Origin of the sequence: Sphingobacterium rhinopitheci (assembly GCF_022627575.1) — a bacterium.
Classification (GTDB): Bacteria; Bacteroidota; Bacteroidia; order Sphingobacteriales; family Sphingobacteriaceae; genus Sphingobacterium; species Sphingobacterium rhinopitheci.
Genome location: NZ_JADEYQ010000022.1, coordinates 17,073 through 30,965, shown reverse-complemented (window position 1 = coordinate 30,965; position 13,893 = coordinate 17,073). Strand labels below are relative to the sequence as shown.

Annotated in this window: 13 protein-coding genes; all 13 read left to right on the top strand. The window is 34.1% G+C overall.

Going from position 1 to position 13,893, the window contains the following annotated elements:
• A partial coding sequence (locus tag IP023_RS14090; protein WP_241791037.1) for an O-antigen ligase family protein occupies positions 1–1,307 on the top strand: 1,307 nt, incomplete at its 5' end.
• Positions 1,276–2,226 (top strand): glycosyltransferase, encoded by a 951-nt coding sequence (locus tag IP023_RS14085; RefSeq protein WP_241791036.1) that lies wholly within the window; start codon positions 1,276–1,278, stop codon positions 2,224–2,226. The genes IP023_RS14090 and IP023_RS14085, both read left to right, overlap by 32 nt.
• On the top strand, positions 2,223–3,335 hold the full coding sequence (locus IP023_RS14080; protein ID WP_241791035.1) for a glycosyltransferase family 4 protein: 1,113 nt from the start codon (positions 2,223–2,225) through the stop codon (positions 3,333–3,335). Before IP023_RS14085 ends, IP023_RS14080 begins: the two co-directional genes overlap by 4 nt.
• A 119-nt stretch (positions 3,336–3,454) precedes the next feature.
• A complete protein-coding gene (locus tag IP023_RS14075) occupies positions 3,455–4,645 on the top strand; it encodes a glycosyltransferase family protein (RefSeq protein ID WP_241791034.1) in 1,191 nt (396 codons plus the stop codon).
• Between the two features lie 26 nt (positions 4,646–4,671).
• On the top strand, positions 4,672–5,802 hold the full coding sequence (locus tag IP023_RS14070) for a DUF1972 domain-containing protein (RefSeq protein ID WP_241791033.1): 1,131 nt from the start codon (positions 4,672–4,674) through the stop codon (positions 5,800–5,802).
• 3 nt (positions 5,803–5,805) lie between these two features.
• Positions 5,806–7,188, top strand: a complete 1,383-nt coding sequence (locus IP023_RS14065; protein WP_241791032.1) for a nucleotide sugar dehydrogenase — start codon at positions 5,806–5,808, stop codon at positions 7,186–7,188.
• Between the two features lie 102 nt (positions 7,189–7,290).
• Positions 7,291–8,346 (top strand): dTDP-glucose 4,6-dehydratase, encoded by a 1,056-nt coding sequence (gene rfbB, locus IP023_RS14060; RefSeq protein ID WP_241791031.1) that lies wholly within the window; start codon positions 7,291–7,293, stop codon positions 8,344–8,346.
• Positions 8,347–8,870: 524 nt separating this feature from the next.
• Positions 8,871–9,452, top strand: a complete 582-nt coding sequence (rfbC, locus tag IP023_RS14055) for a dTDP-4-dehydrorhamnose 3,5-epimerase (RefSeq protein ID WP_241791030.1) — start codon at positions 8,871–8,873, stop codon at positions 9,450–9,452.
• Between the two features lie 44 nt (positions 9,453–9,496).
• On the top strand, positions 9,497–10,345 hold the full coding sequence (rfbD, locus tag IP023_RS14050; RefSeq protein ID WP_241791029.1) for a dTDP-4-dehydrorhamnose reductase: 849 nt from the start codon (positions 9,497–9,499) through the stop codon (positions 10,343–10,345).
• A 63-nt stretch (positions 10,346–10,408) separates the two neighbouring features.
• Positions 10,409–11,263 (top strand): glucose-1-phosphate thymidylyltransferase RfbA, encoded by an 855-nt coding sequence (gene rfbA / locus IP023_RS14045; protein ID WP_241791028.1) that lies wholly within the window; start codon positions 10,409–10,411, stop codon positions 11,261–11,263.
• Positions 11,264–11,303: 40 nt separating this feature from the next.
• Entirely contained in the window at positions 11,304–11,729 is a 426-nt protein-coding gene (locus IP023_RS14040) for an adenylyltransferase/cytidyltransferase family protein (protein WP_241791027.1), read from the top strand.
• A gap of 33 nt (positions 11,730–11,762) precedes the next feature.
• Entirely contained in the window at positions 11,763–12,194 is a 432-nt protein-coding gene (locus IP023_RS14035; protein WP_241791026.1) for an adenylyltransferase/cytidyltransferase family protein, read from the top strand.
• A 42-nt stretch (positions 12,195–12,236) separates the two neighbouring features.
• Positions 12,237–13,772 carry a capsule assembly Wzi family protein gene (locus IP023_RS14030; RefSeq protein ID WP_241791025.1) on the top strand — a complete coding sequence of 512 codons (1,536 nt, stop codon included), beginning with the start codon at positions 12,237–12,239 and terminating at the stop codon, positions 13,770–13,772.
• Positions 13,773–13,893: the final 121 nt, after the last annotated feature.

Here is a 13,893-nt window from a genome sequence, read left to right as displayed (position 1 = left end):
ATTATAAAAGTTTATTGTGGGTATTAATTCCTATGTTATTAATTAATGGAATGATTATGATTATAGATTTTCCTTTGAAAATGCCTATTGGTAGGTGGTTAATTTTCACTCTCTTAATTACACATATATATAATTTTAACAGACTTAAATTTAATTGGGGAATATTCCCACTAAAGTCAACTATTATTTTCTTAGTAATAGGCTCATTGTTTATTGGTGTTTTTGACAATCGCTTGTCTTTTTTCGATAAATTTTATGCTCCATTTAGAGATATGACGGACACCTATTTGATTTTATTTTTAGGCTATGTAACAGTTTCTAATGAAAAAGATATAATAAGATTAGGCAAACCTGTTTTTTATTCAATGATCTTTGTGGGTTTATATGGTCTTTTCAATTTTGTATCCAATTCTAATCCTTATTATGAATTTGTTATTAATAATTTCTTTAAAGGTGGAGAGAGTGATTTTGAGACAAGACGAAAAGTTTTGGAAGGCACAGCTGAGCGCTATCGAGCGACTTCGACCTTTGATATGTCATTCAATTATGGTTATATTTCTTCATTAATTGTCTTATATTTTGTGTTTTTATTCTCGATAATTAAACAAAAAAAGAGCTTAACAATTGGAATTATTTTAGGATTAATAGGAGTAGTCCTTTGTTTTTCTAGAACTGTTTTGTTAGTGTGTTTATTCGCATTATTTTTATATATCCTTCTTTCTTTTAAAGCTCATAGAATATTATTAGGAATATTTACTTGTTCTATTATACTTAGTATAGGATATTTTTCAATTCCAATTTTACAAAAAAGTGTCGATAATGTATTAGATATATTTATTACTGGTGGTGAGAGTACTGGAGGTAGTAGTGTTAGTATGCGTGAGGCTCAAACTATAGGAGCATTTAATTACTTTTTGCATTCACCTATTCGTGGTAATGGATATGACTATATTACTAAAGAATTAGGTTGGGGAGATAGAGATAATGCTGTTTTAGATTCAGAAATGGCAGGTTTTGAAAGTATTATTTATGTTTGGTTAATTGAACAAGGATTGATTGGAATATTAACAAAATTTTCTTTTTTCGGCGTTATTATTTTTTATTTTTTAAAAAATAGAAATAGGCAATTTAATAAAAAGATAACTGGTTTTGGTTTGGCATTAACTGCTATGTTCTTACTGTTTTCATTCAGTACAGGAGCATTAGGTGCTTGGCCTATAACTATGTTATTATTAGGTGTAATCATTAAAACAATACAATTGAATAATCGTAAATATGAAATTCTCAATTCTAATACCCGCATATAAATCCACATTTTTTGAAGAGTGTATAAATAGTATATTATTACAAAGCTATAGAGATTTCGAGCTTGTTATTCTAAATGATGCTTCACCTGAGCCTATAGAAGAAATAATTAATATTTATGATGATGATAGGATAAGATATTATAAAAATGAGATTAATTGCGGTGCTTTAAATATTGTAGATAATTGGAACAAATTGTTGGATTTGGCTACTGGTGATTTTGTGATATGTATAGGCGATGATGATAAACTATTACCAGATTGTTTGATGGAATACCATAATATGATTGTTAAATATCCTAATATTGATATTTTTCATGGATGGACTGAAATAATAGACGAGGATTCTAATTTTTCTTCCCTTCAAGAATGTAGACCTGAGATAGAGAGTGTATATTCTATGTTATGGCACCGTTGGAACGGTAGAATTCAATATATTGGGGATTTTTGTTATAGGAAGGAAGTCCTTCAGCGCCTTGGTGGATTCTATAAATTACCACTTGCTTGGGCATCAGATGATATAACAAGTTATATTGTAGCTCGTAATAACGGAATTATTAATTTGCCAAAATTAGTTTTTCAGTATAGAGTTAATTCTCAGACAATTACTAGTACTGGTGGTAAAGTTTATAAACTGCAAGCGATGGAGCTTGAATACAATTGGTATAAAGAATTCTTAAAGAATTTACCTGATGAAAGTATAGATAGAAAATTTCATACTCTTATAGATAATAACTTAGAATGGTTTTTTAAAAAGAAGAAGCTGTTAATTATGAAAATGGATTTAGCTAAGTCACCCGTAAAAAAAATGTCTTTTTGGCTAAAAAATAGAAAAAGATATCAAATATCCTATTTAATGTTACTAAAATCAGTAATGGATTCATTACCAATTTATTTTAGAATAAGCAAACATAAGGTATGAAGCTAAAAGTTGCATTTTTGTCTGCAGATTCATTTGTTGATGTAGATATTCCAATTCTTGATAAATTAAATTTAGAATTTGATATTACTTGGTATGTAATCTTGAATAGAAACCCTCGGTTTTCAATTGAATATTTACAATCATTTGCTGAGAATAAGAATATTAGATTGAAAGTAATTGAACTAAAGAAAAGAAGAAGAAGTATTGTAAATTTTCCCTCATATTGGAATCTTTTTAAAGATCTTTATCTTTCAAATTATGATATTTTGTATTTTGAATACTTAAAAGATCCATATTCGTATTTATTTTCTTTATTTTTTTCAAAAAGAAGAAAAATTTTTGGCGCTCATGATGTTTTACAACATAGTAATAGTAGTTCTATTTCTAATAAAATTCTTCATCATGCTGTATTATCTTCATTTACATATGTTCAAACATTTTCTGAGGCTCAGAAATCATATTTGAAATCGAAAGTTCACCAACAAAATGCTTTCGTTATACCCCTAAGTAAAAAAAATGCGGGTGTCATTAATACATCTCGTCCAAATATTGATAAAGGGTTAAAGATTTTGTTTTTTGGCGGTATTCATTCTTATAAACGTTTAGATGTTTTGATTGATGCTATTGAATTGTTAATTAAACGTGATAATTGTAATATTTATTTAACTATCGCTGGAAATGGCCCCGACTGGGACAATGTAAAAGATAATCTTAAAAATAAAAAATTTTATGATTTAAGAATAGGATTTGTCCCTAATTCAGAAATTCCTGATTTGTTTAATACACATCATTTTATAGTATTACCATATCAAGATGTAACACAATCAGGGCCATTATTTGATTCTTTTAGTTTTAATCTACCCTCAATTGTTTCTGATCAACAGGGGTTTGTAGAGTTTGTGATTGATGGTAAGACTGGCTTTGTTTTTCAAACAAATTCTATAGAATCATTATCTTCTCTTTTGCTAGAGATATCACAAATTGATAATCAAGGTTATGAAAAAGTCGTAAATGAATTAAATATATATACCGAAAAGTTTAGTAGTAAGTTTATAGCATCACTGTATAGTAATATGTTTCATAAAGTCTTCAAAAACAGTAAAAAATAGTATTAGCAAGTAGATTTATTTTTTCTTTATTTAAACTGTATAGGAAATTTTACTCTACTCTTTTGAATATTTTGTTATAACAATTTTGTAAATCTTAATACCTAGTAATTTAAATAAATATGAATATTACCTGCATACCATATCATGATTGGCGCAAAATTCAAACAGAAGGTTCGCGAACTAGGGATTCACATATTATATCACATCTCCAGAAAGATGATAATGTTGAACATCTATTGCTTGTAAACAGGCCAATTACGTTTTTAGAATTGTTTTTGAAAAAAAGAAATCAAAAGATAGAAGGCGAATTATTGTTTAAAGATAAAAATGTGCATTTATATAAACTGGACGATAAGACCTATTTATACGATTATATCAGTGATGATATATTTAGCTTGCTACGTAAAGGGAAATCGTGGTTTTTTGATAGTTTTTCTGATGTTTCTTTTATTGCTGGTTATAAACAATGTCTCGATTTTTTGAAAATAGAAATAGATGTAGTTTATAGTCAAAATATTTTTTCAAGTGCTTTTGTCTCTGCACTTTCATTACCTTCGGTATTTGATGCTTGGGATAATTTTCTTTTATTCCCTGATAATAGTAAATATGAATTATCATTTCGAAATGCCTATCAATCTTTAGCTTTTTCGGCTAAAGTTTGGACAACAAATTCTCAAAAAAACATCGATTTTTATAAAGAGCATTACAAAGTTAGTGATTGTGTTTTAATTAAAAATGGAGTTGATATTTCTCGCTTTCAAAAGGATTACCCTATTCCTGAAGATTTAAAAAAATTAGGTCGATCGATAGTTGGTTTTGGGGGTAAAATTACACACTTATTTAATTATGATTTTTTTAATTATGCTACGCTAAATAACCCAGATAAAACATTTGTTTTAGTCGGTCAAATCCTAGACAAGCAGGTCTTTAAAAGGATAATAATGCGAAAAAATGTACATTACCTAGGCGATAAGAAATATTCTGATTATGTCAGTTATGTAACTAATTTTGATATCGGAATAATACCTTATGTAACTGATCACTTAGAACATGGTGCAGACACGATAAAAATGTATGAATATTTGGCATCAGGCTTACAGGTTGTGGGGACATTAGGTGCAGGTATGGGTGATATGGATGCTTTTATATCTGTTGCTAATACCAAAGAAGAGTTTTCGGATATGGTTAAGCAAAAGGAATGTGTTAAACAAGATTTTAGTTTGCCTGAGTTTTATACTTGGAAGAGTAAGACACAAGAAACTTTGCAATGTTTGAAAAGGGTTTGTATTGACGAGCAGATCTATAACTAAATATTATTTTAAAAACGAAATATCAAATGAAAATAGCTTTTTTAGGCACGAGGGGAATTCCTAATAACTATGGTGGTTTTGAACAATTTGCCGAATATATCTCTGTTGGTTTGGCTTCACGTGGCCATGAAGTGGTAGTTTATTCTCCACATTTTCATCCGTATAAGGATAAAGAATATAAAGGGGTTCGAATAAAACATATCTATAGTCCAGAAGAATGGATGGGTGGATCTGTAGGGAGTTTTTTTTATGATTTCTCCTGTCTAAAAGATGCTATTAAAAAAGAAGATTTTGATATTATTTATGAGGCAGGTTATACCAGTGTTATCCCTTCTTATATATATTTTGATATCAAAAATTATAATAAATCTATTGTTATCACTAATATGGATGGTTTAGAGTACAAACGTACTAAGTTTAATCCACTGGTTCAAAAGTTTGTCTTTTGGGAGGAACAACAAGCAGTTAAGCATAGCCATTACTTAATTGCAGACAATTTGGGTATACAGGACTATTATAAGGAGAAATATCATAAAGAGAGTAAATTTCTAGCTTATGGTGCTGATGTTATCACAGATTATTCGCAAGATATCTTAAAAGAATTTGATTTAGAGGCAAACCATTATTATTTACTGATTGCGCGATTAGAACCCGAGAATAATATAGAAATGGTAATTAAGGGCTATTTATTGGCAGAAGATTTTGATAAACCACTGATTATTATTGGAAAGACAAATACACCGCATGGTAGATACTTGGTTGAAACCTACGGACATCATGCCTCTATTCAATTTATCGGCGGTGTTTATGATTTTGGTAAGTTAAATTCTCTACGCTGTTATTCTACCTTATATTTTCACGGTCATACTGTTGGTGGTACTAATCCATCCTTGTTGGAAGCGATGGCATCACGTGCTATGATAGTCGCTAATGATAATATATTTAATAGAGCTGTATTAGAAGATAATGCTTTATATTTTACGACAGATCGAGATATAAGTATTATAATTAAAAATCAAAGAGAATATAATTCTTTGAATAGAGAAAAGTTTTTATCGACTAATACAAGTATTATTGCTGAGAAATATTCTTGGGAATACTTAGTTGATCAACATGAAGAATATTTTTTGGAGCTTTTAGCTAATAAAAATAAATAAAATATGAAGAATATAAAAAAAATTGCCTGTATTGGAGCAGGTTATGTAGGAGGTCCTACAATGGCTGTTGTAGCACAGCATTGTCCGCATATTCAAGTTACGATAGTTGACTTGAATGAAGCACGTATTGCAGCATGGAATGATGAAAATCTTGACAATCTTCCTGTTTATGAGCCTGGTTTAGACGCTGTTGTTGCTGAGGCTAGAGGTCGTAATTTATTTTTTTCTACGGATATTACTAAGGCGATTGACGAAGCCGATATGATCTTTATTTCAGTAAATACCCCGACAAAGACGTACGGAAAAGGTAAAGGACAAGCGGCAGATTTAAAATATATAGAATTGTGTGCACGTCAGATTGCAGCAGTTTCGACGACAGATAAAATTGTGGTAGAGAAATCTACGTTGCCGGTGCGTACAGCAGCAGCATTAAAGTCGATTTTGAACAATACAGGTAATGGTGTTAAGTTTGATATTTTATCAAATCCTGAATTCTTGGCAGAAGGTACTGCAGTAACGGATTTGCAAAACCCAGACCGTGTATTGATCGGCGGTGAAGATGCAGAGGCTATCCAGGCTTTGGTAAATGTATATGCCAATTGGGTGCCTGCAGATCGTATTCTAACGACGAACCTATGGTCTTCCGAATTATCTAAATTGGTGGCTAATGCTTTCTTGGCACAGCGTGTTTCTTCTATCAATGCCATTTCGGAGCTATGTGAGAAAACAGAAGCTAATGTCGATGAAGTGTCACATGCTATTGGTATGGATTCTCGTATTGGTTCGAAGTTTTTGAAAGCTTCGGTAGGTTTTGGAGGTTCTTGTTTTCAAAAAGATATCCTCAACTTGGTATATATCGCCCGTTCTTATGGTTTAACTGCTGTTGCAGATTACTGGGAGCAAGTAATTATTATGAATGATCACCAAAAATCACGATTTGCACAAAAAATCATTCATACGATGTACAATACCGTCAACGGAAAGAAAATCGCTTTCTTGGGTTGGGCATTCAAAAAAGATACTAACGATACCCGTGAATCCGCAGCTATCTATGTAGCAGATCACTTATTGGATGAGGAAGCAGAGATTGTTATTTACGATCCTAAAGTTACCGAAGACCAGGTTTATAAAGATTTGGACTATCTCGCAACACGTAGCCCAGAAGCAAACCGACGTTTGGTAACAGTCGTAAATACGCCAACAGAGGCCATATTAGACGCACATGCTATAGCAATTTTGACCGAGTGGGATGAATTTAAAGCCTATGATTGGCAAGCTATTAAGGTACAGATGAAAAAGCCTTCTTTTGTATTTGATGGCCGTAAACTATTGAATAGCAAAGAAATGCGTTCTTTGGGGTTTGATTATTATGCCATTGGCGAGTAGGTATTAACCGTTTAAAGGCTTATTAAATATGATATATTATGTTAGCTACTATTAATGTACTTATACCATATTTAATGGTTTAAAATTATAAAGTAATATTTGATGTCTAAAACTATATTAATTACAGGGGGAGCAGGATTTATTGGTTCTCATGTCGTTCGAGAATTTGTGTTAAAGTATCCAAGTTCTCATATTATCAATTTGGATGCTTTGACCTATGCCGGTAATTTAGAAAATCTAAAGGATATTGAGGATAAGCCGAACTATACCTTTGTAAAAGCTGATATTACTGATGCAGCGAAGATAAACTCTATTTTCCAAGAGTATCAACCTGATGGTATTATTCACTTGGCCGCAGAATCTCATGTCGACCGTTCTATTACTAATCCTTTGGAATTTGTGATGACCAATGTAATCGGTACTGTAAATCTATTGAATGCAGCGAAAGATATCTGGGCAGACAATTATGAAGGTAAGCGTTTTCATCATGTTTCTACAGATGAAGTATACGGCACATTAGGGGAAACGGGTTTGTTTACCGAAGAAACTTCTTATGATCCGCACTCTCCATATTCTGCATCAAAGGCATCTTCGGATCATTTTGTTCGTGCCTATGCTGATACCTATGGGTTACCTGTGGTTATTACTAATTGTTCTAATAACTATGGGCCTAATCATTTTCCAGAGAAGTTGATCCCTTTATGTATTCATAATATTATTCATAAAAAACCGCTTCCGATCTATGGGGATGGCAAATTTACTAGAGATTGGTTATTTGTTATTGATCATGCCAAAGCGATAGATTTAGTTTTCCATAAAGGCAATTTAGGCGAGTCTTATAATGTGGGTGGTTTTAATGAATGGCAAAATATAGATCTTGTCAAAGAGCTTTGTAAGCAGATGGATGAGAAGTTGGGTAGGGCAGTGGGTGAATCAGCACAGTTGATCACCTTCGTAAAGGATCGTCCAGGACATGACTTACGCTATGCAATAGATGCTAGCAAGATTAATACGGAATTAGGCTATGAACCTTCTGTTACTTTTGAACAAGGCTTGTCAAAGACAATAGATTGGTTTTTAGCGAATCAAGATTGGTTGGATAATGTTACTTCGGGGGATTATCAGTCGTATTACAAGAAACAATATATAGGTAGTTAGGAAGGGGTTAGGGAGTTAGAGTTAGGGAGAGTTAGGAAGGGGTTTGGGAGAGTTGGGAGTTAGGAAGGGGTTAGAGTTAGAGTTAGGAGTTAGGGAGTTAGAGTTAGGGAGTTAGAGTTATAGTTAGAGTTAGGAGTTAGGGGTTAGGGAGAGTTGGGAGTTAGGAAGGGGTTAGAGTTAGGGAGTTAGAGTTAGGGAGTTAGTTAGAGTTAGGGAGTTAGAGTTAGGGAGTTAGGGAGTTAGAGTTAGGAAGGGTGTTAAATTTCCTCTAACATTAATCCTAATCATTTTACATCTAACCAATTTACCCTCACCATTTTCTCTCACTAATAACAATCCTAACCATTTTACATCTAACCAATTTACCCTCACCATTTTCTCTCACTAATAACAATTCTCACCATTTTCTCTAACCAATCCACTCTAACCAATTTACCCTCACTAATAACAATCCTCACCATTTTACATTTAACCAATTAATCCTAACCATTTAAATACTCAAAACAATTTGTAATAAAGTAAAAATGAAAATTAAAGAAACAAATTTGCAGGGATGTTATATCATTGAGCCTGTAAAATATGGTGATAGCCGTGGTTATTTTTTTGAAAGTTTCAACGGACAGACATTTAATACATTAACAGGGACTGATACAGTCTTCGTTCAAGATAATCAATCGTACTCCACGCGTGCTGTATTGAGAGGATTACATGCACAATCTGGTAGATTTGCGCAAGCTAAGTTGGTTCGTGTTTTGGAAGGTGAGGTTTTGGATGTAGCTGTAGATGTACGCCCTGGATCAGCAACTTTCGGAAAGCATGTGGCCGTAAAATTGTCGGCTGAAAATAATCTTCAGTTGTTTATACCTCGGGGTTTTTTGCATGGTTTTATAGTATTAAGTGAAACAGCAACATTCTTTTATAAATGTGATAACTATTATAATAAAGAATCTGAATGCGGGGTGAATCCGCTAGATGCTGATTTGGCTATTGATTGGGAAATTGCAGGCGATGAGATTATTTTGTCAGAAAAGGACAATGAAGCACCTAGCTTTAAGGCATTATTTGGAGTACATGTGGTTGAAGAGTTAGAATCTATTGGTGAATAATCAATTCATATCATTCTAAATTTTTCTACCTTAAAAACTAAATTATGAAAATATTAGTTACCGGAGCCAATGGTCAATTGGGATCCGAGTTGCGTGAACTATTGAAAGACCATCCTTCTATCACATGCTTTTTTCTAGATCGTAAGGAATTGCCTTTAGAACAGACAATGATTATTACCGATATCTTAGGAATATACCAACCGGATGTAATTATTCACGCAGGGGCCTATACGGCTGTAGATAAAGCTGAAGCTGAGCCCATATTAGCCGATGCCGTTAATCATCTTGCTTGTGAAGAAATTGCACAATATTGCCGCTTAAACGACGTCAAGTTGATCGCTATATCGACGGATTATGTATTTGATGGCAATTCCTGTATTCCACTAACGGAAGATGCGCCAGTAGATCCAATTAATATATATGGTTTAACCAAGTTAAAAGGGGAGCAGGCTATAGAAAAGTGGTTTCCCGAAGCTGTTATTATCCGTACTTCATGGGTATATTCTACATATGGTAATAATTTTGTGAAGACGATGCTGCGCTTAATGAATGAGCGCCCAAGCTTATCTGTAATAAATGATCAAATTGGATCACCTACTTATGCAAGGGATTTGGCAGCTGCTATTATATCGATTTTATTTGCCGCCGAATGGCAAAGTGGGATCTATCATTATAGCAATGAAGGAGAGATTAGTTGGTATGATTTTGCATTAGCAATCCGCGATAGAAAAGGATTACATTGTGATATTATACCGATTCCCTCATCTAGTTATCCTACACCTGCCAAGCGACCATATTATTCTTTACTGGACAAGACAAAAATAAAAACAGTATTCTCAATTGATGTTCCCTATTGGAGCGATAGCTTGGATGTCATGCTACAGAAGTTATAACTTCTTAAGATTATCATTATTCGTCTAATTATTAAATATTATCTCATTATAAAACTCATAAATATGAAAGGAATTATATTAGCAGGAGGTTCTGGTACGCGGCTTCACCCCTTGACTTTGGCCGTAAGCAAGCAGTTGATGCCTGTCTATGATAAGCCCATGATCTACTACCCTTTATCGACATTGATGTTAGCAGGTATAAATGAGATATTAATTATTTCTACCCCGCAGGATTTACCCAATTTTAAGAAATTATTAGGGGATGGTTCCCAGTTGGGCTGTCGATTTGAATATATAGAACAACCTAGTCCCGATGGGTTGGCGCAAGCATTTATATTAGGTGCTGATTTTATCGGAGCGGATAAAGTAGCCTTAATTTTGGGGGATAATATATTTTATGCTTCCGGTATGTCTAAATTATTACAAGATTCTGCTAATCCAGATGGTGGTGTTGTTTTTGCATACCCAGTATCTGATCCCGAACGCTATGGTGTAGTGGAGTTTAATGCGCAAAATGAGGTCGTCTCTATTGAAGAAAAACCGAAGCATCCAAAATCCAATTATGCTGTTCCAGGATTGTACTTCTATGATAACGAAGTAATCGAAATAGCTAAAAATATCAAACCTTCGGAGCGTGGCGAATTGGAGATAACAGATATCAATGCCGCTTATTTGAAAAGAGGCAAACTGAAGGTTGGTATTTTTGACCGTGGCACAGCTTGGCTAGATACAGGTACTATACAATCTCTGATGCAAGCAGGACAATTTGTGCAGGTGATCGAAGAGCGCCAAGGGATGAAGATTGCTGCGATCGAAGAGGTGGCATATCGTATGGGATATATAAACAAGGAGCAGCTGACCAAGATTGCTGAACCTTTGCGCAAGTCTGGATATGGGGAGTATTTGCTTCAGCTATAAGAATATAATAAATTAAACCAATGAAAAATTATAAATCATCATGAAAATAGGCATTACTTTTTCTAGTTTCGATTTATTACATGCTGGACATATCAAGATGTTGGAAGATGCAAAGAAGCAATGTGACTACCTGATTTGTGGCTTGCAAACAGACCCTACTTTGGATAGGCCCGAAAAGAATAAACCTGTTCAATCTGTGGTAGAGCGTTATATACAGCTCAAAGGATGTGCTTATGTAGACAAGATCATCCCTTATGCTACAGAGCAAGATTTGCTTGATATTTTGCAAGCCTATGAGGTTCATGTGCGTATTCTTGGGGAAGAATATAAGGATACAAACTTTACCGGCAGAGCATATTGTGAGCAGAAGGGGATAGATTTTTATTTCAATCGTAGAGATCATCGTTTTTCGAGCTCCGGCTTGCGCAAAATTGTTGCAGAGCAGCAATCATTTAATACCTTATAAATTTTAATAAACCAATTTTATATAGTTTTATTTATGAAAATAGGAATTACTTTCGGTGCTTTTGACCTGCTTCATGCCGGGCATATTATGATGCTCGAAGAGGCCAAGAGACAGTGTGACCAATTGATTGTAGGTTTGCATTTGAATCCTAAGCTTAGTGATGCAACAAGGAACAAGCCCGTTCAATCTATTGTAGAGCGTTATATCCAATTGGAAGGCTGTAGTTTTGTAGACGAGATTATCGTGTACGAGACAGAAGAAGATGTACTGGATCTATTGCAGGCTTTGCCAATCGCTGTACGTATACTGGGGCAAGAGTACCGCAATATTGACTTTACAGGAAAAGACTACTGCTTAGCACAGGGCATAGTACTATACTATAATAACCGTTCACACCGCTTTTCGACCTCTAGTTTGCGATCTGTCGTCGCAAATCGAGAGTCTGAAAAGCAAAAAATAGCTTAATAATATGTACCTAAATACGATTTAGGCTTAACGATATCGTTTATGAAAATTATCTATACAACCATTATATTGTGGGCTATCACCATGCTGAATCTTGCTGCCTTTGCGCAAGGAAATGATAGTCTTTACCGCTTTGACGCTACACTAATGGGGACCTATGCTGGACCAAAGGTGGTTCCTTTTTGGATGCGTGCCAATCAGTATGGTTCTACTCCGCTTGAGGGGGCTTCGGTCTCTTTTTTGGTACGTGCTACCAAAGAGTATGCTTTCAAAAACTATAATCAAGCCCTCAGCCGCGAAAGTTCAAAATGGGATTGGGGCTATGCATTAGAAGCAAGGGCAAATGTAGGTGCCTCAGCCAATGTACAGCTGATAGATGCGCATATCAAAGCCAAGTACTCTATTTTCGAAGTTAAGTTGGGGCGTACAAAAGATGTAATGGGACTTAATGGAGATACATTATTGAGTTCAGGTAATTTTGCGGTATCTGGAAATGCCTTAGGAATTCCCTCATTGAATCTCGCTGTATCTGATTATTACCGAATCCCTATGTTTGATGGATTGATATCTTTAAAGGGTAATCTTTCTTATGGATATATGGGTAAGATGTATATAAATGAAAATAAGCTTGTGCTTCCTATGGAGGATAATAGACTAAAGACGGTATACCATCAGAAGTCACTATATGGCCGCATTGGAAAGGAATCTTGGCGTGTAAATCTATTTGGAGGTATTAATCATCATGCGCAATACGGCTCTGAAAAAAAAATATATGGTGACGTTTTTGAATTGAATACAATTGAATCCCTTTGGTATGTATTTTTTGGGAAATCATATGGAGGTATTGGTGTACCTCGTTCAAAATTGGGTAATCAGCAAGGTTCAATTGACTTGGGGATGACCTATGATTGGGATAATATTCAGGTGATGGGTTATCGACAGAATTTTTATGATGTTGGAGCAATAGCTAAGCTGGCCAATATTCGAGATGGCCTCAATGGTATTACTATAACAAATAAATTATTTAACAAAGTACCTAAAAAATTTGATTGGCATAAATTATTAGTCGAGTTTTTCTACTCTAAAGATCAAGCGGGTTACCCTTGGTCTAAGCGGACAAAATCGGGTGATGAAGACTATTATAATAATTTTTTCTATCTACAGGGTTGGTCATATAAAGATGTAGGAATTGGCTCTCCATTGATTGTTACAGCAAATACAGCCAAAGAAGGACAGGCACATTACCCCAATGATTACTTTATTTCTAATCGCGTTGTGGCAGGACATATTGGATTTAGTGGAGGAGTGAGTACTTGGCTATTCCAAGCCAAGCTGACTGCATCCAAACACTATGGTACTTTTGCAACAAGTGAATTTGGAAAATCTACAGGAGTAATTTGGGCCCCTCCATATAAAGACCAGTTTGTTCCCGTTATGCAGTATTCGAGTTACCTACAAGCAGAGCGTTTGCTTAAAAAACAGCTTTATATAGGCTTTAAGGTCGCTGCAGATTATGGTAAGATGTTTAATAATTCGGTAGCTGCACAACTATCTATCAGAAAATCTTTTGCTTATTAAAGGGATAATGTTTGTTATTACATTATAATAATCGATCATACCGCTTTTCGACATCTAGTTTAAGGTTGGTCGTAGCAAATAAAGAAAAGGAAAAACAAAAAATAGCTTAATAATATTTTGT

Bases quoted from the DNA above. Each gene is read 5' to 3' on its own strand.
- IP023_RS14065 (WP_241791032.1), top strand. From the start codon at position 5,806: ATGAAGAATATAAAAAAAATTGCCTGTATTGGAGCAGGTTATGTAGGA.
- IP023_RS14040 (WP_241791027.1), top strand. From the start codon at position 11,304: ATGAAAATAGGCATTACTTTTTCTAGTTTCGATTTATTACATGCTGGA.
- rfbC (WP_241791030.1), top strand. From the start codon at position 8,871: ATGAAAATTAAAGAAACAAATTTGCAGGGATGTTATATCATTGAGCCT.
- IP023_RS14035 (WP_241791026.1), top strand. From the start codon at position 11,763: ATGAAAATAGGAATTACTTTCGGTGCTTTTGACCTGCTTCATGCCGGG.
- rfbD (WP_241791029.1), top strand. From the start codon at position 9,497: ATGAAAATATTAGTTACCGGAGCCAATGGTCAATTGGGATCCGAGTTG.
- IP023_RS14030 (WP_241791025.1), top strand. From the start codon at position 12,237: ATGAAAATTATCTATACAACCATTATATTGTGGGCTATCACCATGCTG.
- IP023_RS14080 (WP_241791035.1), top strand. From the start codon at position 2,223: ATGAAGCTAAAAGTTGCATTTTTGTCTGCAGATTCATTTGTTGATGTA.
- rfbA (WP_241791028.1), top strand. From the start codon at position 10,409: ATGAAAGGAATTATATTAGCAGGAGGTTCTGGTACGCGGCTTCACCCC.
- IP023_RS14070 (WP_241791033.1), top strand. From the start codon at position 4,672: ATGAAAATAGCTTTTTTAGGCACGAGGGGAATTCCTAATAACTATGGT.
- IP023_RS14085 (WP_241791036.1), top strand. From the start codon at position 1,276: ATGAAATTCTCAATTCTAATACCCGCATATAAATCCACATTTTTTGAA.
- IP023_RS14075 (WP_241791034.1), top strand. From the start codon at position 3,455: ATGAATATTACCTGCATACCATATCATGATTGGCGCAAAATTCAAACA.
- rfbB (WP_241791031.1), top strand. From the start codon at position 7,291: ATGTCTAAAACTATATTAATTACAGGGGGAGCAGGATTTATTGGTTCT.